At 67.5% G+C, this 21180-nt stretch carries 15 protein-coding genes and 6 pseudogenes; 10 read left to right on the top strand and 11 right to left on the bottom strand.

The features are described 5' to 3' along the window. Positions 1-173: 173 nt before the first annotated feature. Complete coding sequence (locus tag AOK23_RS24435; RefSeq protein ID WP_055714801.1) at positions 174-803, bottom strand: RNA polymerase sigma factor; 630 nt, start codon at positions 801-803, stop codon at positions 174-176. A 712-nt stretch (positions 804-1515) separates the two neighbouring features. On the opposite strand from AOK23_RS24435, the gene AOK23_RS50200 reads away from it, so the two are divergent. Beyond that, positions 1516-2217: a hypothetical protein gene (locus tag AOK23_RS50200; protein ID WP_240496535.1), complete on the top strand. Its 702-nt coding sequence runs from the start codon at positions 1516-1518 to the stop codon at positions 2215-2217. A 602-nt stretch (positions 2218-2819) separates the two neighbouring features. Beyond that, positions 2820-4028, top strand: a complete 1209-nt coding sequence (locus AOK23_RS45465; RefSeq protein ID WP_079049664.1) for a right-handed parallel beta-helix repeat-containing protein — start codon at positions 2820-2822, stop codon at positions 4026-4028. Between the two features lie 366 nt (positions 4029-4394). Here AOK23_RS45465 and tpg read toward each other — a convergent pair whose 3' ends face one another. Continuing rightward, positions 4395-4952 carry a telomere-protecting terminal protein Tpg gene (gene tpg / locus AOK23_RS24410; RefSeq protein WP_055714797.1) on the bottom strand — a complete coding sequence of 186 codons (558 nt, stop codon included), beginning with the start codon at positions 4950-4952 and terminating at the stop codon, positions 4395-4397. A gap of 9 nt (positions 4953-4961) precedes the next feature. Continuing rightward, a pseudogene (gene tap, locus AOK23_RS24405) lies at positions 4962-7205 on the bottom strand (telomere-associated protein Tap). A gap of 393 nt (positions 7206-7598) precedes the next feature. Between tap and AOK23_RS24400 the strand changes: the two are divergent. The 3 genes from AOK23_RS24400 to AOK23_RS24390 are packed head-to-tail and all read left to right on the top strand — an operon-like array spanning position 7599 to position 9534. Next, positions 7599-8126 carry a hypothetical protein gene (locus tag AOK23_RS24400; protein ID WP_055714796.1) on the top strand — a complete coding sequence of 176 codons (528 nt, stop codon included), beginning with the start codon at positions 7599-7601 and terminating at the stop codon, positions 8124-8126. Continuing rightward, a complete protein-coding gene (locus AOK23_RS24395; protein WP_338056512.1) occupies positions 8057-9181 on the top strand; it encodes an ElyC/SanA/YdcF family protein in 1125 nt (374 codons plus the stop codon). The genes AOK23_RS24400 and AOK23_RS24395 overlap by 70 nt, the downstream gene beginning before the upstream one ends. Positions 9182-9198: 17 nt before the next feature. Next, positions 9199-9534, top strand: coding sequence for a WD40 repeat domain-containing protein (locus tag AOK23_RS24390; RefSeq protein ID WP_169800327.1), 336 nt, complete (start codon positions 9199-9201; stop codon positions 9532-9534). Between the two features lie 19 nt (positions 9535-9553). Here the strand turns inward: AOK23_RS24390 and AOK23_RS24385 are convergent, their stop codons facing one another. Beyond that, positions 9554-10846: an ArgE/DapE family deacylase gene (locus AOK23_RS24385; RefSeq protein WP_055714793.1), complete on the bottom strand. Its 1293-nt coding sequence runs from the start codon at positions 10844-10846 to the stop codon at positions 9554-9556. Positions 10847-11142: 296 nt separating this feature from the next. On the opposite strand from AOK23_RS24385, the gene AOK23_RS52000 reads away from it, so the two are divergent. Further along, positions 11143-11892, top strand: coding sequence for a transposase family protein (locus AOK23_RS52000; protein WP_420823740.1), 750 nt, complete (start codon positions 11143-11145; stop codon positions 11890-11892). 8 nt (positions 11893-11900) lie between these two features. On the opposite strand, the pseudogene AOK23_RS51995 reads toward AOK23_RS52000, so the two are convergent. From AOK23_RS51995 to AOK23_RS24370, 3 genes and pseudogenes are all read right to left on the bottom strand, one after another. Beyond that, positions 11901-12014, bottom strand: a pseudogene (locus AOK23_RS51995) (IS5/IS1182 family transposase); the annotation flags it as partial. A gap of 44 nt (positions 12015-12058) precedes the next feature. Further along, complete coding sequence (locus AOK23_RS24375) at positions 12059-12616, bottom strand: hypothetical protein (protein WP_063791391.1); 558 nt, start codon at positions 12614-12616, stop codon at positions 12059-12061. After that, positions 12613-13122 (bottom strand): annotated as a pseudogene (locus tag AOK23_RS24370) (transposase); the annotation flags it as partial. The pseudogene AOK23_RS24370 and the gene AOK23_RS24375, both read right to left, overlap by 4 nt. 134 nt (positions 13123-13256) lie before the next feature. On the opposite strand from AOK23_RS24370, the gene AOK23_RS51690 reads away from it, so the two are divergent. Next, positions 13257-14090: a transposase domain-containing protein gene (locus tag AOK23_RS51690; protein ID WP_107102856.1), complete on the top strand. Its 834-nt coding sequence runs from the start codon at positions 13257-13259 to the stop codon at positions 14088-14090. Between the two features lie 45 nt (positions 14091-14135). Then, positions 14136-14897 carry a helix-turn-helix domain-containing protein gene (locus AOK23_RS51685; protein WP_055714790.1) on the top strand — a complete coding sequence of 254 codons (762 nt, stop codon included), beginning with the start codon at positions 14136-14138 and terminating at the stop codon, positions 14895-14897. 66 nt (positions 14898-14963) lie between these two features. Here the strand turns inward: AOK23_RS51685 and AOK23_RS24355 are convergent. The 3 genes and pseudogenes from AOK23_RS24355 to AOK23_RS24350 all read right to left on the bottom strand — a co-directional run. Beyond that, positions 14964-15326, bottom strand: a pseudogene (locus tag AOK23_RS24355) (transposase); the annotation flags it as partial. Positions 15327-15411: 85 nt separating this feature from the next. After that, positions 15412-15510: pseudogene (locus tag AOK23_RS50180) on the bottom strand (integrase); the annotation flags it as partial. A 6-nt stretch (positions 15511-15516) separates the two neighbouring features. Next, positions 15517-17634, bottom strand: a complete 2118-nt coding sequence (locus tag AOK23_RS24350) for an ATP-binding SpoIIE family protein phosphatase (protein WP_240496534.1) — start codon at positions 17632-17634, stop codon at positions 15517-15519. 242 nt (positions 17635-17876) lie between these two features. On the opposite strand from AOK23_RS24350, the pseudogene AOK23_RS24345 reads away from it, so the two are divergent. Both AOK23_RS24345 and AOK23_RS24340 read left to right on the top strand, forming a co-directional pair. After that, a pseudogene (locus AOK23_RS24345) lies at positions 17877-19004 on the top strand (IS1380 family transposase); the annotation flags it as partial. Between the two features lie 638 nt (positions 19005-19642). Further along, the gene (locus AOK23_RS24340) at positions 19643-20017 is read left to right on the top strand and encodes a hypothetical protein (protein ID WP_055714788.1); all 375 of its coding nucleotides are present in this window, start codon (positions 19643-19645) and stop codon (positions 20015-20017) included. Between the two features lie 70 nt (positions 20018-20087). Here the strand turns inward: AOK23_RS24340 and AOK23_RS45445 are convergent, their stop codons facing one another. Then, the gene (locus tag AOK23_RS45445) at positions 20088-20912 is read right to left on the bottom strand and encodes an alpha/beta fold hydrolase (protein WP_240496536.1); all 825 of its coding nucleotides are present in this window, start codon (positions 20910-20912) and stop codon (positions 20088-20090) included. Positions 20913-21180: the final 268 nt, after the last annotated feature.

The raw sequence follows: 21180 nt of genomic DNA, 5'->3' as shown, positions 1-21180 counted from the left end.
GGGTGGGGCGGGTGGTGGGCTCGCTCAGCAGCTGCATCCAGCGCAGTTCCGACAGGCCCTGGGCGATGCGGCGCCGGGAGGCTTCCTTGTGCTGTGCGGTGTAGGTGCCTTGGAACACCCGGGTCCGGGTGAGGGCTTGGTCGATGCTGCGCGCTGGGCGGCGCATGGGTATGTCACTCCTCTTCGTCGGCGTCGTCGTCGATCGCCAGCCCCAGTTCGGCGGCCAGGCGGCGTTTGGCCGTGCGGCGGGTGGAGCGGACGGTGGCCTCGCAGACCCCCATGACCAAAGCCGTGAGTTTGGTGTCGAAGTCCAGGGCGTAGTGGAGGACCATGACATCAAACTGCCGCTCGGGAAGGCGGGCCATTGCGGCAAACATCCGCATGCTGTCTTCCAGTTCCGTAATCTGCTCGTCAAAGGTGTATTCCTGACGGAACTGGGCGCGGAAGTCGTCGAGGAGGGGACCAGTGGCCGCGCGTATCGCGCGTTCGAAGGCCAGGGTTTCGGTGGCGGCCGGTTCGCGGCCCTGAAGGGCGAGCTGGCTCGCGACACGTTCCTTGAGCAGGGCCCACGCGTAGGCGCCCATGTTCTCCTGCGAGATGACCAGGGGCCAGATGACCGCGAGGTAGACGAAGGTGGCGTCGACCAGGTCGTCGGCGTCCTCCTCGCTGCCGAGTTGGACGTGGGCATACTCGAAGTAGGGCTGGTGGTACAGATCGTGGAACGCCCAGAACGCCGGCGGCATCGAATCGCTCGGCTCGCGGGTGGTGCGGCCGGTGGAGTCCTGGGGAGGGTGGCCGGTCATCGGCGGCTCCCTTTGTCCGGGCCCGCCGTGCCGGGATGTTCGGTGGGGCGCTGCTGCTCGATCAATGTTGCCGCTCCGACTCGGACTCCGGCACCCAGCAGGCGCCGCAGCCCGGCCGCCNNGTGCTGGCCTCGGCCGCCACGTCGGGCGCGAAAGCGCGCACCGCGGCGGCCGAGGCCAGCACGAGGCTGGCAACGTCGTAGGTCACGATCGTGGGGATCCTTCTCATCCGGTCGGCGATCGGCGGGCCACCCGTCCCCGATCGGGGCGCCGTCACCTGGAGCCTCGTTGCTCCTGCGGACAGCAAACCTCCTCCGAATGGCGGAGCGTGCAGAGCCGCGACCATGAACTTTTAACGGAGAGTAGCGTTCCGGTTACTGCAAATTCGAACACGATTAGCGACCACACACGCCAGATGGGATGGTCCGCGCCAACCTGCACCGGCGGACGGCCGTTAAAAGGTCAATCACCGTTTGCGCAAACCCATGGCGACTACCTGCAACCAGATTTGTGACGGGAGTCACTGGGTGAAATCAAACAGGTGCACAAAGCTACTGCCGTTGAGCCGGGCGCACGCCCCGCGTATTCCATCTGACCGCGTCGGCCGCCCAGATCGTCTGAGAAGCGGAGTCCTCCGGCCGTGGGGTGGTCGACCTCGCCCACTCAAGACACACGCAAACGAGCCCCGGACTGATGAGCCGAAGCTCAGGAGTTGTCACCTGCCGAGCCGAGTGAGCTGGCGAAGTGGAGCCGTCAGAGCAGTCTGGTTGTCACCGACAAGGCATTCGACCTGTCACACGCGCTCATTCAGCACTCTTTCTGTCACCAGAAACGAAGATCGGGAGCCGGTGGCTCTCCCGATGCGGCACTTCACTTCACCTGGCGCCGGGACCAACGGCACCGTCCTGGCCTGCGGTTCCTGACCAGCACTGGCCGCCATCACGGCGCGGAGAGCCTGGAGGAGGGCCGGGTGTTGCTGGCCCTGGACTGCGCCGGCGATGTGGTCGACGTCGTCTCGCAGCCGTTGAAGATCTCCTTCGGGACCTGCGGGAAGCGCCGCTCCCACACCCCTGACTACCTTGCGGTGACCCGCCGCGGTGTCTGGCTGATCGACGTGCGTCCCGAGCCTTTGATCAGGGAGGTAGACCGGGAGTTGTTCGCCGCGGCCGCCGAGGTCGCTGTCGCCTGCGGCTGGCGCTACGCGGTGGCTTCCCGCTGGTGCGAGCACGCCTTCGCGGGCCTGGACGCGACAGCGTCGCGTCGGCGGCTGAGGTCTGATCCGCTGGGTCTTCGCCAGTGCTGCTTGCCGGGGCTGCGGGCGCCGAGAACATCAGATGGCGGCCAGAGTGCGCTTCCAACACCCGCGGCCCGCGATGGGAGATCTTGCGAACGGAACCGGCGGAGACCGCACTGAAGCCGGGCGATACCTGGCTGGTGGGTATCCCCGCGACCGTGGTGCTCGTCCAGGCGGTCCACCGCTTCGATCCGCCCCTGGTTGTCCGGTTGACCGTTTGCCACTGGAGTCTGACCGGTGGCCGAGGCACGCAACAGGGAGCAGACCAAGCGCATTCGATCAGGCCACTGCGTCGCCCTCTTCCCTTCCTGAGCATCGGCGAAGATCTCGTCCTCAGCAGGCGCAAGGCTGCGGGCCCACGGGCGGGCGATCCTGAGCCCGCCCTCGGTCCGCCAGGGCGGGAAACCGGCTGATCTTCTACGGCAATGGACGGCGCCGTTCGACAACCCTTCCGAGCTGAGGCACGCGCTTGCCCTCCCCGGCGGGTCAGTGGCGTCACATGCCAGCGACACATACGGAGTGCTACCGCTTGCACACCTAACGTGACACACCTAGCTTCGTGATCAGCGGAAACCATCCGCTATTCGTTCGGTCTGCATAGCTGATGGAGCCCTGCAATTCCAGGTGATTCCATTAGTTTCGCTGCCAGCCATGTGCCACCTAGTCGACCATGCTGCCGCACGACCTGATTGTGGGCTGCACCGAAATCCAAGGAGAAGGTTATGAAGAAGACAGTCCTCGTCATGGCGGGCGTGGCAGTGGCTACGGCATTCTCAGCAGTGCCCAGCCAGGCAGCCCAGTCCGTACTCGTTGTGGATGACAACGGGGTGCAATGCCCGGGCGCACCTTTCACCACGATCCAGGCAGCGATCACTGCGGCCTCACCAGGAGATGTGATCAGGGTCTGTGCCGGAACATACAACGAGGTTGTCACCGTGAACAAGGCGAATTTGCAGTTGATCGGACCGGCCGCCGCCCCCACACGGACAGCGTGCCGCCAGGCCGGAGCTCCGGATCCATCCAGACAGGCGATCATCCAGTCGGCGGGCGGTTCAGGCAGTGTCCGCTTGCTGGAGAACGGCATCAGATTCTCCCGCTTCACCGTTCAGAACAACACCTCCAGCTATGGCATCGTCACGAGTGCGACACACTCAGGCCACCAAGTCCGACAGAACATGATCCAGAATAATGTCATCGGAGTCTATTTCCACTCCAGCGGTACAAGCCTTTCCGAGGTTGAACAGAACTGCATCCGCCAGAACAATCAACCAGGTTCTGCAAGTGGCAGCGGAATCTACTCAGACGCGGGCCTGAAAAAGGCGGACATCGAAACAAACACCTTCTCTGGTAACGAAAACTCCGGCGTCCTTCTGGATGCGCTGACACCCGGAGAAGTCGACAATGTCAAAGTAAACAGCAATACCTCCCTGGAAGACAGGGCCTTTGCATTCATCTTCAAGTCCAGCAACTCCAGCGTAGGGAGTAACATCATCCGGGATAACTTTGGCGCCCCCGGGATCTTCTTGGGCGACAACAACACGAACTTGAAGATCACCTCCAACCATATTGAGAGGGGATTTCTAGGCGTGCGGGCCAACGCCTTCGGCCTTTCGCCCAGCACCAACGTCACCATCGCCAGCAACGTCATCAGAAATTCCGAATCAAGTACCGTTGGTCACGGCATCAGTGTGGCAGCGAACTCCCTCACGAACTCCGTCATCTCCGGAAACATTGCCGACCACAACGCGGGCGACGGAATCCGAATCGATGCCAGCGGCAACGGGGGCAACAACATCCGGTCCAACGTCGCCCGCCGCAACGCCATGCTCGACTGCCGCGACAACACCAGCGGCACCGGCACCGATGGCACGGCCAACACCTGGACCGGCAACATTGGTCCGAACGCGGCCCCTCCCGGCATCTGCCTCTAACCTCACCCTTTCATCTGGGGATGACTGGCACCCCCTCGACGGTGAGCGGTCGGGCACTCCGACCTGGCCGCTGACGTTGCTCTTCCGCCATGGTGAGTTGACACCGAAGGAAGCCGAAGAGGTCGCCCGGGCAACAGCGGTCGGCAGCCACGCGGACGGACTGGAGCGGTGGAGCGGACTCACTCGCGCGCGACCAGACGCCCATCAGCAGTAGCCTCGCGGGACTCTACTGGCGGCTGCGACAGGACGGTCGAGAAGAACAATTTGCCGGCGTCAAGCCTCGCAGGTGACAAGAAACCTGCCTACGTGACAAGTAGCGTGCTTCAGCTCAACTGACTGATCCCGTGCTCTCGGTGCGTCAGGCACCTACAGGTCGAACTCGAGGTGCTCGATGTCCGTGAAGCGGACCTCCTCCAGGCTTCCGGCGCGGCGGCCGCCGTCCTGGAAGTACACCTCCTTGAGCGCTTCGGCGGCGATCTCTTGGAGCTGCTGTTCGGTGGCGCCGGCTTCCTGGGCGTTGAAGAGGCGGGCGGCGTGGCGGGGCGGCAGGGCGACGGTCAGGTGGCGGATGCGGTCCTGGTCCGTTGACCCGATGGGCGCGGTGTAGCCGAGGCGGGCGCGGGTATCGATGACGATGCCGCCGGTGGTCGCCGCCTTCTCGCGGGCCTTGGCCCGGATCTGCGGCTGCCACCGCTTCTTCACCTCGCGCTCCAGGCGCGCGGCGAGGTCCGGGCGGGGCTTTTTGATCTGGTCTTTCACGTACCGCTCCACGGTGCGCTGCGAGATCCGCAGCATCTGGGCGACCGCCTTGGTGCCCTTGAGCTGCTTGACCAGGTAGCGCATCTGCGCGCCGGCCGACTTCGGTGCCGGGCGGGTGAACGCCTTCTGCACCGCGGCCTCCAGGCCGTCCCCGAACAGGCTCATCGCCTACTCCTACTCCCCGTTGTCGACGTCGGTGACGGTGCCGTCCTTGATGTACCGGGCGAGGTTGAGCTCCGGGGCGTTGAACCGCTCGCGGACCTCTTCGCCCCACAGGACGCTCTGGGTGCCCTCGTGCTTGACCAGGCCCGGGTTGATGCCGAGCTTGAAACCGCCGGGCAGCGGCTTGCCGTCCCGGTAGGGCAGGAAGTCCAACGGACTGGTGCCATCGGCCGCGTAGACGACGCAGTCGGACAGGACCGCCACCGGGTACTGCCCGGTGAACGCCGCGTGCTTGACGATCTTTCGGTGGAGGTTGATGCGGGTGCGGGAGATGACCGCCGCGCGGATGTCCGGCCGCCACGTCGCACGGGACAGGGCCCGCCACGGCTGCCCGGGCTTCCAGCCCTCACCGCGGGGCCGCTCACGCAGTTTGCCCAGGCCACCCTTCACCGTCGCCTTGATCGCAGAGACGACGATCGCCAGCTCCGGGTCCCGCTGGCGGTAGCCGTCCATCGCGGCGAGGAAGGCGGCCGGCTCCATGTCCGCGTGCACGCCGAGGTCGGCCATCGTGGCGAGGAAGGCGTCACGGAGCCGCTGGTACCAGCCGTCCAGGTAGCGGCCGTTCTCGTGCCGGACGTACGCCTCGATCGGCGCGACCTCGTAGCCGAGCTCCACCGCGTACGCCACGGTCGGCGTCGCGTACCAGGCCGGGCCCTGCGGCTGCTCGCCCTTCGGCGTGAACGGGCTGGGCAGCAGACTCGCGTCCAACTCCGCCCACTTGTCCTTGCCGACCTTCACCCTCGACAGGTCGACGTGGGAGAGGTCGACCAGCCACGAGCCGGGCAGCTTCGCATCGAAGACCGGCGCCTTGACGTGCGTGGGTGCACCGAGGCCGACGATCAGGCCGTTGGCGCCGGCGGCGAAGGCCATGTTCACGTCGATGCCGACCAGGTGCCGCAGGGTGCACTCGGCATCGGTCATCGGCCGCGCCCAGTCGTACGCCTCCTCGAACAGCTTCTCTGCCGGACCGCGCACGTGGAAGCGCGGCAGGTCCGCCAGGAGCGGGTGCCCGTCGGGGGCCTCGCACGGCGCGCAGTCCACCGGATCCTTGCCCAGCGAGCCGGGATTGTGCTCGGAGTGCCGTCGGCCGTCGCGTCGGGCTCGGAGGCGCGGGTCGGCGGGTGCAGCGCGGTCATCAGCTCCAGGCCGGTCACGGCCGTGGAGCCGCGCGGCGTCATCACTCGGGACGCGTACACGCCCAAGACCCGGGCGAGTTCCGCCGGCGCCAGATGCCCGGCCTCGCCCCAGTGCCGGGAGTCCAGCGCGTTCCACGACGGGATGCACAACTGCACACAGGCCCGCTCCGAACCGGTCGCGGGGCGGTAGATCCGCGCCCACGGCCCGAAACCACGCTTCGTGAGCTTCCACTCCGCGCGGGCGAGCTGCTTGATGACCTTGTGGCCCTCCGGGATCCGACCGGCCAGCCGCTCCTCCTCGGTGAGGGCGACCGGGAGGCCGTAACGCTCCACCGCTGTCTCGGTGAGCACCAGCAGGGGGTCGGCGTCCTTACCCGGACCGGACAGCTTCGGCGCCCCGAGCCTGGCTTCCTTCAGCGTCCAGTCCACCAGGGCCGGGATTGGACTTGGCGGGCACGTCCAGGACCAGACCGCCGGTGCAGTACGCCAGCACCTGCCCGTCAGCGTCGACGTCGACGACCGCAAGCGGACCATTCTCAAACCGCGAGTCGCTTTCGCTCGCCGGGGTCGCGGCCGGGGCCGCCTTCCTCGCGACCGGCCGACGCGACCTCGACGACGGCCTCGCGGTGCGCCCCGGACGGGGCGCAGCCACCGGAGCCGGGGCGACAGGGGCAGAGGTCTGGGTGTTCTCGGTTGCAGTCATGGCCGCAGCCTCGGAGACCGGCGCCGCGGCAGTCGGGGCTTCCGGAGCGGGGGCGGGCTCGCTGGTGAACGTCTCGGGCACCGCTGTGTCCTGCTCGGGTGCGGCGGAGTTAGTGGGGGCGGGGTAGAGCTCCGCGAGCTGCTTGAGCATCCGCGCATACGCGTCACGCTCCGGCGGTCTGGGCTCGGTCTTACCGGCCTCCCAGCCGCTGACGGTTGCCCGCCGAACGTCCAGGGCTGAAGCCACTTCGTCCAGCGTCAGGCCGTGTGCCTGGCGCAGCCGCCTGCGCTCCGCCGGCGGCGGCAGCACAGACCGGGACGCCACCAGCGCATCGATCCGGTCGAACAACCCAGACATTGAACACCTCCCAGGCGACACCCTAACCCATGAAACGTACGGATAGCGTACGGATGACGTACGAATCGCGTACGGAACGCGTTTGTGCGGTAGCTTCAGGTGTTGATCTAGTGCAGGCACGGATCCAAAAGCGGCACCGTCGCCGATCGCAAGAAGGAGACCAGTCGGAGGCGCGGTTCAGCCGTGGGCCGGTACAGGCGACAGTCAGCCGGACAGGGCAGCTTCCAGATCCCGCATGCCGGTCCCCCCGAACGCACCACCGCCCGCGTTCGGCGCACCACAGCAGGTCTGCGAGGATGGCCGGCAGCTGGCTCGTACCGGGTCCGGGGACCTGTGGGCGGCGAGAGGCGGGCGGGTACGGACAGCGGGCGGGAGAGCGGAGCGGTGCGGCACATGCCGGAGTACCCGGAGTATCTCGCGGCGGTCGTGTTCACCGCGGGCGGCGTCGTCAACGCCCTGCTGGCACCGCACCGGTTCTCCACCGCCGTCCTGTTCTGCCTCGCGGTGACCTCTGCCGGACTCGGCGTGGCCGGTCGCAGTGCGGCAGCCCACCCGACCATCGCCACCGTCCTCGCCGTTGCCGCCCTGCTCCTGGCGCTTGCGCTGGGCCTGCTGCTGTTGGCCGACGGCGTCCTCCTGGTCCGGCGCTACGGACCCCAGGCAGCCTTGCTGGCGACCGGGGCCGCCGGCTGCGGGGTGCTGGCGGTGCTCGGCCTCGACGCGGTCTTCCACACGGTCGGCGGCGAGGCGTTCGGTGCCCTCGTGGTCGCGGTGAACGCGGCCGCGGGATACCTCACTCTGCTCTTCCTCGTCTTCGCCGGCTACGTGTGCGTCCGGGGCCGTAGCACCCCCTGCCGGAAACCACCCATGTCGTCGTCCTGGGCGCCGGGCTCAACGGCGACCGGCCCGGCCCGCTGCTGACCCGCAGGCTGGAGCGCGCCCTCGCGATCGACGCCGCCCGCGCACAGGACACACCTCGTGTGGTGTTCGTCGTCTCGGGCGGCCAAGGCGACGACGAGGTCCGCTCCGAGGCCGACGCGATGGCCGACTATCTGCGCGGACGCGGAGTGCCCGCCGACCAGATCGTGCGGGAAGACCGCTCCGTCAACACCGGGCAGAACCTCCGCTTCAGCGCGGCCCTCGTGGACGGCACAACTCCCGGCCACCGTGCCACGGTGGTCACCAGCGGCTTCCACGTCTACCGCACGACCCTGCTGGCCCGCCGCGTCGACGTGCCGAGGTCCTGGTGGACCATGCCCGCTGACTCCAACTACCTGTGGCGCTACCTGCCGTATCACCTGGCCGCTGCCGTTCAGCACGAGGAGCTGGCTGCCCTCGTGTGCGACCTGCGCTGGGTCGAGGCCAAGACGCGTCGACTCGGTTCCGTGGTGGGCGTCGTAGCCGATCTGGAGTTGTCGGACACCCCCACTGCCCGGATCCTGCGCGGAGTCCTCCAGCACGCAGCCCATCTGCTCGGCGCCATAGACCCGCCCGAGGCGCTGGGCGCGACGCTGGCCGCCCAGTTGCACGACGTGCCTGGCCTTGAAGCCGAACTCCATGCCTACCGGCAGACGCTGTCCCGGCCTCGGCTGGAGCCGACATGGCCCATGCCCGACCGGCCCGATCCGGCTCGGCCCTACCTGTCCGGTCACAAGGGCGCTGTCACGAGCTGCGCCTTCTCCCCGGACGGCAGCCTGTTGGCCACCACCAGCAACGACCACACCGCACGCATGTGGCGGGTCACCGACGGCGCCGAACAGGCCGTCCTGTCCGGGCATACCGGCGGAGTGTGGGACTGCGCCTTCTCCCCCGGCGGTACTCTGCTCGCCACCGCCAGTAACGACCACACCACGCGGCTGTGGCGGGTCGCCGACAGCATCGAACTCGCCGTATTAATCGGCCACACCGACTGGGTGACGAGCTGCGCGTTCTCCCCGGACGGCGCCCTGCTGGCCACCACCAGCAAGCCGTGCTGAGCGGGCACACCGACGCAGTGACCAGTTGCGCGTTCTCCCCGGACGGCACTCTGCTCGCCACCACCGCCGACGACCGGACCGTACGGCTGTGGCAAGTCGCCGACCGCACCGAGCGCGCCGTGCTCACCGGGCACACCAACTGGGTGGAGAGCTGCGCCTTCTCCCCGGACGGGACGCTGCTCGCTACGACGGGGCGCGATCAGACGATACGGTTGTGGCACGTGGCCACCGGCAGATGCTACTGCGCCCTCCGCCTGGCCAGCGATCTGACGGGGCTGTGCTGGCACCCTGGCGCGGCGCTGCTGTGCGCCGCCGGCGGGGCGGGGGTGTACATGTTGGCGTACGTGCCCTGAGAGCGAGTCGCCGGTCCGCTCACTTGGTGCCGACCGTGCGGAGCACACTGAGGACCAGCGCGCGGGTGACGTGCACGATCTCGGAGACGCAGACCTGCTCCTGGGCGCTGTGTGCAAGCCGGATGTCGCCCGGGCCGAACTGCAGGGTCGGGATGCCGGCGGCAGCGTAGAGCCGCAGGTCACTGCCGTAGGGGGCGCCATGTTCGCGCGGGGCGGGGCCACCGCCCGCGACAGTGTGCGCCGCGTCCCGTACGACATCCCGCAGCGGATGCCCCAACGGCAGTCGCCCGCTGGCGAACTGACCCCCCGACCAGGTGACGGTCGCCGGATGGTCGCGCAACCACGGGTCGGCAGCGCATGCCTCGGCTACGCACAGCTCAAGGGCAGCGCGGGCGGCCGCGGGATCCTCATCCAGACGCACACCGAACCGGCCTTCGGCGACCAGCAGATCGGGCACGCTGCTCGCCCAGTCGCCCGAGCGGACCGTACCGACGGACAGCGCATACGGAATCCGGTACTCCGCCATCAGTGGATCCGGGTCGGCGTTCCGCTCAGCCTCAAGGCGGGCCAGCGCCCGGTGAACGGGCAGGTACGCGTCGATGGCGCTGACCCCGGCGTCACGGGAACTGCCGTGAGTGGCCAGACCGGGGACGGCGATGCGGAAGGTGAGCGCACCGGCGTTGGCCGTGATCAGCGCGCCACCGGTCGGCTCGGTGATGATGCAAGCGTCACCCGTGTGGCCGCGCTGGAGCGTGCCGAAGGTGCCCAGTCCGCCGTCCTCCTCCCCGACCACGAAGTGCACCGCCAACCGGCCCCGCAACCTCACTTCGCTCGCCCGGATCGCCGCCAGCGCGGCGAGGTGGGCCACCAGCCCGGCCTTCATGTCGCACGCGCCCCGGCCATGGACGGTGTCCCCAACTACCCTGGGCACGAACGGGTCCCCGCCCCACTGCCCCAGATCACCGGGCGGTACGACATCGACGTGGCCCTGGAGGATCAGGGTCGGCCCATCGCCGCCGTCCTGCGTGGACCCCACCAGCCCCCACGCCTCATCCCGCGGCGCCTCCGCGCCTGGGAAGCCGGGGTGCGCCAGCAGTGCGGGCAGATCCATGGACCACAGGTCGACATCCAGCCCAAGCTGGTCCAGCCGCCCCGCCAGATGGTGCTGCGCCTCGGATTCCGCGGGGCTGCCCGTCACACTCGGGATGGCGATCAACTCCAGCAGGGTCCCGGCGATGGCCTCCTCATCGACAGCCGCCAAAGCGGCGGCCTCTTGCGTACTCAACTCGGCACTGAACACGTCGGCGGTCATGGCAAGCTGCTCCTGTCACGGCTCAGTGCGTCACTCTCAATTGCGTGGCGCTGGACCACTCCGGATCCTAAAGGGCCACAATTGAGCACTCAATCTCCATATTTGGCCGACTACTGAGGTTTTCGACCAGGGTGATGGTGATCTCGCTTGTGGGTGTCTCCCGGGGTGCCATGCGGGTCCCGCCGCCGAGGTGTTCGACGGCGCGAGGGTCGGGTTCGCGTGAGACCGCGTACGCCCTGCCGCCTGACAGGCTGGAGTGACGCTCCGTCAGGTCTGTGACAGCCTCCGCTGTGACCGTGACGGTACTGATCATGCAGGCCGACGCATCATTCTGGGACTGTCTCGTGTTCGGCGGGATCGACGACGTAGACGTCGAGACGGTGGACGTGGTGGCGCGAGGCAGGACAGCCGGGGCAGCCTGTCCTGACTGCGGTCGGTTCTCGGGCCGAGTGCAGGACTCCTACCAGCGCAGGCTGAAGGATGTCCCGCTCGGTGGGCAGAACGTCGTGATCCGGCTGACGGTCCGGCGCTTCATCCGCGGTGCAGGCAACGGCCCGCGCCGTACCTGTTCCGAGCCGTTCGCTCGGCTGACCACTCCGTACGCGCGCTCCACCACGCGGCTCAACCACGCTCTGGAACGTCCCGGCCTCGCGCTCGCCGGACAGGCCGGCGCCCGCCTGGAGGCCAACTTGGCATCCGCCGAGCCTGACGAGGACGCGCAGGCGGGCCAGGACGTCGGTGAAGGCGGGAGCGTCGCCGGCCTGTCCGGCGGTGAGGACGAAGGCCAGAGGTCGGCAGTTGCCGTCGGCGACGAGGTGAATCTTTCTGCTCAGTCCACCGCGGGACCGGCCGGCGGCGTGGTCTGCCGGCTCGCCTACAGGTGCCCCTTCTTGCGGACCCCGACGGCATGCTGGTGTGCGCGCACGATGGTGGAGTGCACCGAGACGGTCCAGTTGAGGTCTTCGTCGGCGTCGGCCTGGGCCATCAGCGCGATGAAAACCCGCTCCCAGGTGCCGTCGATGGCCCACCTCGGCCGCCGGTTGTAGCTCCCACGCCAGTTGCCGTACTTCTCCGGCAGGTGGACCCCCTGTGGTCCGGTCCGGAACTTGAAGGCGATCGCGTCGATCACCTGGCGGTGGTCCCTCCACCGGCCACCCCGCTTCGGCATCCGGTCCGGGAGTAACGGCTCGGTCCGCGCCCACGGCGCGTCAGTCAACGGCACACCCGGACCAACAACCAGAGGGCCCGGTCGGGACCGGCGCCCTCGTCAGAGTGCGGAACGTGAGCTCTTGTCCGTTTCGTGGTTGAGGTTGGAGAAGAAGCGCTGGTCACGGAGTGAGGCTGGCCCTCAGGCTTGGGGCGGGCGAACAAGCCGGGTTCGGTTTCGACGAGGATGCCTCGGCTGACCAGGCGCTTCAGTTTGGAGCGGATGCCTTCAGTGTTCTTCGGGAGGATAGGCAGGTCGAGGGCTTGGCAGAGGTCGCGAGCGCGCATCGGCCGGCCCGCGTCGGTCAGGGCGGTGAGGATCTGCTGGTAGGCGGGGTGGTCTGGGATGTCGGGACGCTCTGGCTCGGCAGCGGGTGAGGGCACGGAGAGAGTGAGGAGCGTCTTGCGGGTGATGCGCAGGTTCTCGCTCTCCGCATCGATCTCGCCGAGCTGACGGGTGAGTTCGTCGATACTGGCTCTCAGCTGCTCGGCCTGGTCGGCCAGTTCGCGCTCGCGGGTGTCGATGTGTTCCAGGATGGCTTTGACCTGTGGGTTCTCGCTCATGCGGTCCTCCAGGAGGCGAGGGTGGCTCCGGTGAGACGGCGGCTCATGACAGAGGTCATCGCCCACAGGACGCGGGAGCGGGAGGAGGCGGGCCGGTGTTCGTAGTCGCGCACGAGACGGCGGTAGAACATCAAGATCCCGTTCGTCTGCTCCACGATCCACCGCTTGGCCTGCGGGACAAAGCCCTTGTCGTCCGGGTTGCGCTCGACGATCTCGACGTCGATGCCATGGTTCCTGCCGTGATCGACGACCTTCTTCTTGAAGCCCTGGTCGACCAGAGCCTTGGTCACCGTGTCGCCCTGCTCGACAACACCGTCCAGCAGGGCGATGCCGGCGGTGTTCTAGTGTGCGGAGGCGGGCAGGACGACGCAGTCGATGACGAGGCCCAATACATCCGCGGCCAGGCATCTCTTCCTGCCTGGCACCCTTTTCGCGGCATCCTTGCCGGTCGTCGTGGCGGGGACGCCGGCGGCGGCGTGGATGCTCTGCGTGTCCAGGACCACCAGAGGGGCCTTCCCCAAGGCCGGGTAGTTAGCGTTTTCGCAGGTCACGCAAGCCAGTTGAAGGATTTCTGACGCAAGACAACGGAGCTCGTTGGTACAGGCAGTCGACCAAGACAGCTTGTTTCCGAGGAGCTCCGTTGCCTTCGCATTGTGTCCTGCCGCTCGCACTGACGACCATCACCCGTACGGCTACGGTGGCCGGGGGCCGGTTCGCGCCGGGACATCTGGGAGAGCTGACGACGGTCGTGCCGTTCGAGCTCGTGGACGCGGTCCTTGCGGAGACGAGAGCTGTACAGCGGCGGCTGCGTGATCTGCCGTCGCGGGTCGGTGTCTACTTCCTCCTGGCGATGTGCCTGTTCCCCGAGGTCGGTTATGGCCTCGTCTGGGACAAGCTGACCGCGGGTCTGTCCGGGATGCCCGTGGTCTGTCTGTCGGCGAAGGCATTGCGTGACCTGCGCCGGCGGATCGGCAGTGCGCCGGTGCGGGCGTTGTTCGAGGTGCTGGCCGGGTTGCTGGCCCGTCCGACGACGCCAGGTGTGTGTTTCAGCGTATACCGGGTGGTGTCGTTCGACGGCTGCAGTTCGCTGAGGGTTCCCGATTCCGAGCGGAACCGTGCCTGGCTGGGGAGGACTTCGCATCATGGCTATCCGACGCTGGAGTTGATGACGCTGGTCGAGACCGGCACCCGGGCCCTGGTCGGCGCCGTGTTCGGGCCCACCGCCGAGGGCGAGACGAGCTACGCTCGCCGGCTGCTGCATCTGCTGCGGCCGGACATGCTGGTGCTGTGGGACAAGGGATTCGACAGCAACGTCTTCCTCGCGGCGGTCACCGACACCGGCGCCCAGATTCTGGGACGGCTCCGCAGCAACCGGCGCATGCCGGTCCTCACCCGCCTCGTCGACGGCTCCTACCTGTCGGTGATCGGCACCGTGAAAGTGCGGGTCATCGACGCACAGATCGCCGTGACCTGAGCAGATGGCACGTCCTTCACCGGGTCCTACCGACTGGTCACCACCTTGACCGACGCTCGCCGTTACCCGGCCACCGCGTTGGTGAGGCTCTATCACCAGCGGTGGGAACACGAATCGGCGTACTACGCGCTCCGCCACACGATCATGAGCGGCCGCAACCTGCGCTCGGGCGACCCGGCCGGCATCGAGCAGGAAATGTGGGCCCTGCTCACCCTCTACCAGGCACTGCGGACTGTAATGGTCGAGGCCGCGGAGGCGCTGGCCGGCACCAATCCGGACCGCTGCTGCTTCACCGTTGCTCTTCAGACCGCTCGTGACCAGGTCGTCCAGGCCGCTGCTGTCATCACCGACCCCGCCGACGCTGCTCGCCTCGGACTGATCGGGCACCGGATCCTGGCCCGTCTCCTCCCGCCCCGGCGCCAGCGGGTCAGTACCCGCAAGGTCAAGTCACCGATGTCCCGCTACAGCACCCGCCACGACGATGGCAGGCCCGACACCAGCCGCACCATCACCGGTCTCGACATCAACGTCCTCGAGCCTGCGGAATCACCCCCTCAGCTCCCCGCCATCTCCCGCGACGACCGGCACACCGCCCCCACCGACCGCCGCCGTCACCGGATCCTGGCCCTGCTCGAAAAGGACCCAACCCGCCTCTGGCGCCCCCGAGACATCGCCGCCCACTTCGGCGACATCACCATGGAAACCATGTATCGACAGCTCTCCAGATGGGCCGAGACCGGCCTCATCCACAAACTCGGCCCCGGCCTCTACGCCGCCACGGCATGGACCCCAACACCCCTTGCGTGACCTGCGAAAACGCTAACTACCCGGCCTTGGGGCCTTCCCCCATGAAGGTGGGCACGCGGTTATTGATCACGCGGCGAGCGTGAGTTTAGCGGTGCGGTGTCGGTGTTCGTATTCGTCGGGGCTGAGGTGGCCGTTGGCGGAGTGCCGGCGGCTGGTGTTGTAGCGGGTCAGCCAGGCGAAGACGGTCCTGCGGCAGGTACCGGCGTCACCGTAGTCGTGGGCGCCCTGGAGGGTTTCGCGTTTCAGTGACGCGTGGAAGCTTTCGCAGGCGGCGTTGTCGGCGCTGGTGCCGACCGCGCCCATCGACCGTGTGACCCCGAGTTGGTCGCAGAGGTGGGTGAAGGCCCGGGAGCCGTATTGGGCTCCGTGGTCGGAGTGGAACACCGTCCCGTCCAGGCCGCCACGTGTCGAGGCTGCCATCCGCAGTGCGCCCGGTTAACGCCCAGGTCAGCGGCGATGCTCTTGTAGGTCGCCCCGGCTGTGGACTCGTACAGGGCCACGGCATCGGCCTTGAAGCGCGTTCGCGGCGTTGAGCGGCCAGCACGGTGGGGTGGCGGGCGTTGGCGTTGCGCCAGCGCAGGTAGGCGTGCAGGGCGCGGGTCTGCCCTGGGTGCCTTCATTACTGCTGATCGGTGCTGGGCTCCCCGGAAGCAGCCGGGTGCGGGAGGTCTTGCTCGGTCCAGATGCATTTGCTGTCGTGGAGGTAGCGGGCGCCCCAGCGCCGGGAGAGAGCGGCGATGAGCTGCAAGCCGCGCCCGCCTTCGTCGGTGTAGGTGGCGTGGCGGATGCGAGGAGTGGTGAGGCTGCCGTCGTAGACCTCGCAGATCAGGGATCGGCTGCGTAGCAGGCGCAGGCAGATCGGGCCCTTGGCGTGCCGGACGACGTTGCCCACCAGCTCGCTCACCAGCAGCTCGGTGGTGATCACCAGATCGTCCAGACCCCAGACGGCGAGTTGTTCGCGCACGAATTCACGGGCCTGTCCGGCTGCCCGGGGGTCCTCCGGGAGATCGCAGGATGCGACATCGCCGACGGGGGTGGAACGGGCGTGGACGATGAGCAAGGCTGCGTCGTCGTTCGTCTGCCCGCTGTCGGGCAGCAGCGCCGAGACGACCGTGTCGCACAAGTGCTCCAGGCATCGGACGTCCTCGTCCTGGTCTGCGGCTTCGAGGCAGGCGGTGAGGTCCTGGGAATCAGCCAGGATGTGCCGAAGCTCGGCCAGTCCCTGGTCGACGTCTCGGGTAGAGGATTCGACAAGCCCGTCGGTGCACAGAACGAGCATGCTTTCGGCGGGCAGGTGCAGCTGGTGAGTGTCGAACGGTGGTACGGCGGCGCCGAGCGGTGGGTCGGGAACCACGTCGGGGCTGTGGACACTGCCGTCGGGGTGGACGACGACCGGAGGGGGGTGACCGGCCAGGGTGTACGAGCAGGTGTGGGCGACGGGATCGAAGACGGCGTACAGGCAGGTGGCGTACGAGTCCTCGCCGAGGTCGCTGACCAAGTCGTTGAGACGGCTGAACAGCTCGTCGGGAGGCATGTCCAGGTCGGCGAGCGTGCGTACGGCCGTACGTAGTCGGCCCATGGTGGCCGCTTCGGTGATGCCGTGTCCCATGACGTCGCCGATCACGATGGCCACCCGGTCGGCGGACAGCGGGATCAGGTCATACCAGTCGCCGCCCACCTCTTCGCCCCTGCCCGCGGGCAGGTAGCGGGCGGCGGCACTGGCGGCGGGCAGGCGGGGAAGTGTTCTGGGCAGCAGCCCGCGCTGCAGCTCTTGAGCTCGGGCGTGCTCCACGTCGTACAGCCGGGCCCGCTCCAGCGCCTGGCCGACCAGACTGCTCAGGGCCGTCAGCCAGGTGCGCTGCTCGTCGCTGAACGTACGCGGTTGGCTGAAGGACACCACGCACAGGCCGATGGCCCGCCCTGAGGCGATCAGGGGCAGAAACGCCCATGCCTGCTTTGGCGACCGCTCGTTCAGATGGTCCATGGTCGGGTAGAGCCGGTCGAACTCCGCTTTGGACTCCACGAACCGTGGAGTGCGGGTCTGCATCACATCGTGGACTGTGGTGTTGGCGGCGATCGGCATCGCATCGATCATCCTGATGAATTCCGACGGGTACCCGGCGGAGCCGACCACGTATAGCCGGCCACGTTCGACCACCTCGAACACCAATCCGTCCGCGGCGAACGGAGGCATGACGTGATCTGCGAAGGCCCGCACGACGTCCTGGGTGGTGGCGGCTTCGGCGAGCGCGGCGGTCAGCCTACCCATCCGGACGGCCCGCTCGCGCCCGGCCGTGGAATCAGGGCCCGGCGGCGTGCCGGGCACGCCGTCCGGGCATCCGCCGACCCACGCCGCGACTGCATACAGGAAGGACTGCTGCACCTCGTCCGGCTCGCCCACCCCTGCCGTGAATACGGACAGCACACCGACCGGCCCATCGGCACCGAGGAGGGGCACCGCCGCCGTGCCGACTGCCCCGATCCCCAGACTGTCCCCGCCCACCCATATCAAAGCCCCCCGCCGCACGGCACATGCCGGCGCCACGTCCTGCTCTTCGCGCAGATCAGCCCATATCTGCGCGCTTGCCGCGGCGAGCCCGCTGGCCGCCACCAAGCGAAGCCGGCCGGTAGCCGAGTCACGCCGGTGCGCCAAAGCGGCCATGCCGTCTACGCACGTCGTTGCTTGCCGGAGAGCCAGATTCAGTACCTGCGTACCCCGAAGCTCTTCGGTTGCCACTTCATCTCCTGGCATTCACAGATCACGCTCCGCTCACATGATGCCCGTGGCGTGCTCTCGACTCTGCATAGAACAAAAACTCCCATTTGTTACTTAACGTTAACACCTGTTCGTCATCACATCTTGCCCCTCCCTTGCCAGCGCCGTGGGGAGCGTCGCGGAACCGCGAGGGGATCCAGTCCCAGCGCTACTGCTGGACCAGAGAGCGCCGACCGTCACACGACGCGGGCCACCCACGCAGTGCCGAGTCGGCCGTGTTTGGGCCGGTGGCCTCCGACCCAACCGTCTCTCGCCTCATCGACACGCTTGCCGCGGCTGGGCCGAAGGCCCTTCACGCGATACGGGCCACGCGGGCAGAAGCCCGCGAGCACGTCTGGAACGTGGCCAAGAACGCGGCCCCGGACGCCTCAGGGCAGGTGGTCGTGGACCTGGACGGGGTGCTCGTGCTGGCCCACTCCGAGAAGCAGGACGCCACCGCGACCTGGAAGAAGACCTTCGGACACCATCCGCTGATGGCGTTCGTCGATCACGGAAGCGATGGGAGCGGGGAACCCGTGGCCGGCCTGCTCAGGCCCGGCAACGCGGGCAGCAACACCGCCGCCGACCACATCACCACCGCCCAGCTCGCCCTGGCGCAACTGCCGAAGAAGTACCGGCGTGGACGTCGGACGCTGATTCGTACCGACTCCGGGGGCGGAACACATGAGTTCACAGCCTGGCTCGCCCAGCGCGGACGGTGGCTGTCGTACTCGGTCGGCATGACCATCACCGAGCAGATTCACCAGGCCGTGCTCAAGGTCCCAGCTACGGCCTGGACGGCAGCAATCGAGCCCGGCGGCGAGATCCGGGACGGGGCATGGGCCGCCGAGATCACCGGCGACTGCCTCAAGGGCTGGCCGAAGGGAATGCGGCTGATCGTCCGCAAGGAACGGCCCCACCCCGGAGCTCAGTTGCGCATCACCGACGCTGACGGACTGCGACTGACGTGCTTCGCCACCAACACCACCGACATGCCGATCGCGGCACTGGAGCTGCGGCACCGCCAGCGAGCCCGAGCCGAGGACCGCATCCGGGCCGCGCGGGCCACCGGCCTGCGCAACCTGCCCCTGTACGACACCGCACAGAACCAGATCTGGCTGGAGATCGTCCAGCTCGCCCTGGACCTGCTGGCCTGGATGCCCATGCTCGCCTTGACCGGCAAACCCCGCAGGTGGGAACCCCGTCGTCTCCGGCTCCGCCTCTTCTCCGCCGCCGCCCAGATCATCACCACCGCCCGCCGCCGGCACCTGAGATTCGCACACCACTGGCCTTGGACAGACGTGATCACCTACGCCTTGGCACGGCTCGAAACTCTCCCGAACCCCGGCTGACCAGCGCGTTCCCGTCCCTGCAACCAGCACCACCCCCGCCGGAGCCGTGGAAACCGGCGCCCAGCCGACGCGACAGCCGGGCCATCAGCGTGCCCACCACCGACCCCAACAACCGAAACGGCCCGCCCAAGAAACCGACGGACCGTCACGAAAGATCGAGGCTAGAGCTGACTTTGCCACCATGGCACGTCCAGGCTGTCAGCCGGGATGACCTTGGCCCTTGCCAGAATCTTCCCGTCGAGGGCCCACACGAGGGCGCGCAACTCACGCGCGCTCTTCCTGGGCAGTGCGTGAAGCACGACTTCGAGGTGCTCGCGGAAGTCGGCGCCGTAACACCCGCACTCAGGGATGCCGCAATCGGGACCTGCGAGTGGGTCTACAAGTTGTCTGAGAGGGCCGTGGGCATAGGCATGCCAGTGCCAGAACGCTTCTTCCGTGGCTTCGAGCCAGAAGCGCGTCCGCTCCAGCCGACGCAGGTCAGCTGTGCAAGATCCTGAAAGGCGATCAATGAACGGGTACCGTCGCCGCCTCCAGGGGCGGATAGGGAGGTCGCCCCGCAGGGCTGACGGGCGCCTACGCGGCATTGCCCCTTCGGTTGTCGGTCACGGGGAAACTTCAGGGAGAACATCCGGGCTGCGATGGACCGACTGCTGGCCGGCATTCCGCTGCGGTCCGACGGAGCCCTGACCGTCCTCGCGCTGGCCGCTGAGGCGGACGTGAAAAGACACGTTCTCACCCACCGGCACACCGACCTCAAAGACGAGTTCTATGCGAGGGTCCGGGCTCAGGGCCAGGTCCCCGACAGCGAACGCAAGCTGGGGGAAGAGCTGAAGAAGACCAAGGAACGGCTGGCCGAGCTGGTCGAGGAGAACAAACGGCAGCAGGTCGAGATCGAGATGTTCGCCCGGGTGGTGAACGTCCTCACCGTCGAGAACGACCAGCTTCGCGGCCGCCCCGGCCGCAAAAGAACCCCGCTGGTCGCGCTGCGGCCGGCGCCCGAGCCCGGCTCGTAGTCACCGCTTCTGGTCTTGTCCTGCCCGCTTCGCGGGCAAGACAAGACGGCAGGGGTCTGAGGCTAGTGGTTCAACCGAGATTCGTCGGGGTGGCAGGTAGTTGCGCGATGAAGTCCAACAGCAAGCCGGCGACGACGTCCGGCAGCATCAAGACGTAAAAGTGGCCTCCATACGCGACGGGCCTGACTGCGACGCGAGATGTTTCGATCGACTGAGCTGTCGGCGAACTGTCCGTGGCAGGGAATGCGGTGATGCCGACGTTGGAACCGCAACGAGCCAAGCGCCCGGCACGGTCCCACTCGGCGAGGGACAAGAACGCTTGAATGAAGACCGTCGCGGGAAGGTCGGCGAAGTCCTGAGCGGTGCGTCGCTTGATGGAGTCGGGCGTGTGTTTCGTGTAGGACTTCCGCAGCACGGCGGCCAGGAAAGGCTTGTAGGCCACCTTCAAAAGCGATCGGTAGGTCATCAACTTGAGAGCGCCTTGGGCGGCGTAGAGCTCGTTGTTCAGGAGCGAGTCAATCGCGAGGACGTGGACAGGCCGCCCAACGGTAGCGGCTGCAACCTCGACGCATACGGCCCCGCCGAGGGAATGTCCGACCAGTAGAAGTGGCCGTTCGCTCTCTCGATCGAGGTTCACTGCCTGCTCGATGTCATCAAGCACAGCGTCTGCGAATCTCGCCACGGTGAAGGGGCCGTCGTCGCCGCGTCGCTTTCCATGTCCGGGAAGATCCACGGAGAGCCAGTGCACGGTAGGTGGCAACCTTGCTGCCACCGGGCCCCAGGTCGTGGCGTCGCCGGCCAATCCGTGGACGAAGACGAGGTCGATCTCACTGTCGAGCTGAACCGATTCTGCGGCTCGGCGCTGTGGATCGGGTGTCGTCCGATGAGTCGCCATCACGGGTGCGCCGGCCTGACGAGCCCGCTCACGAGTGGGTTGTGTTGCAAGGACATAGGTCCTCCACGCGCCAACGAGCAGTTTCCGGGTCGAGTGCATGGGTCGACGTGCCTTCCATTCATGGGTCGGTGCAAGTCGTGCCTCGGCCCTCCTCGACTTCAGTTCTAGCCTCGGCGGAAGAACCGCCATATACCCACTCCGGTTCATTCATGCATTCATGAATAAATGAGGCGAGAGCCCGATCGGCTATTGATCCGAAACGGTAAGC

It is taken from the genome of Streptomyces torulosus, from assembly GCF_001419765.1.
Lineage (GTDB): Bacteria > Actinomycetota > Actinomycetes > Streptomycetales > Streptomycetaceae > Streptomyces > Streptomyces torulosus.
The sequence above is the reverse complement of the archived record's forward strand: the minus strand, read 5'-3'. Positions and strand labels throughout refer to the sequence as shown.

Coding starts and splice junctions, on each gene's coding strand:
- AOK23_RS24435 (WP_055714801.1), bottom strand. CDS start 803: ATGACCGGCCACCCTCCCCAGGACTCCACCGGCCGCACCACCCGCGAG.
- AOK23_RS45465 (WP_079049664.1), top strand. CDS start 2,820: ATGAAGAAGACAGTCCTCGTCATGGCGGGCGTGGCAGTGGCTACGGCA.
- tpg (WP_055714797.1), bottom strand. CDS start 4,952: ATGAGCCTGTTCGGGGACGGCCTGGAGGCCGCGGTGCAGAAGGCGTTC.
- AOK23_RS24400 (WP_055714796.1), top strand. CDS start 7,599: ATGCCGGAGTACCCGGAGTATCTCGCGGCGGTCGTGTTCACCGCGGGC.
- AOK23_RS24385 (WP_055714793.1), bottom strand. CDS start 10,846: ATGACCGCCGACGTGTTCAGTGCCGAGTTGAGTACGCAAGAGGCCGCC.
- AOK23_RS24375 (WP_063791391.1), bottom strand. CDS start 12,616: ATGAGCGAGAACCCACAGGTCAAAGCCATCCTGGAACACATCGACACC.
- AOK23_RS24340 (WP_055714788.1), top strand. CDS start 19,643: ATGGACCGACTGCTGGCCGGCATTCCGCTGCGGTCCGACGGAGCCCTG.
- AOK23_RS45445 (WP_240496536.1), bottom strand. CDS start 20,912: ATGGCGACTCATCGGACGACACCCGATCCACAGCGCCGAGCCGCAGAA.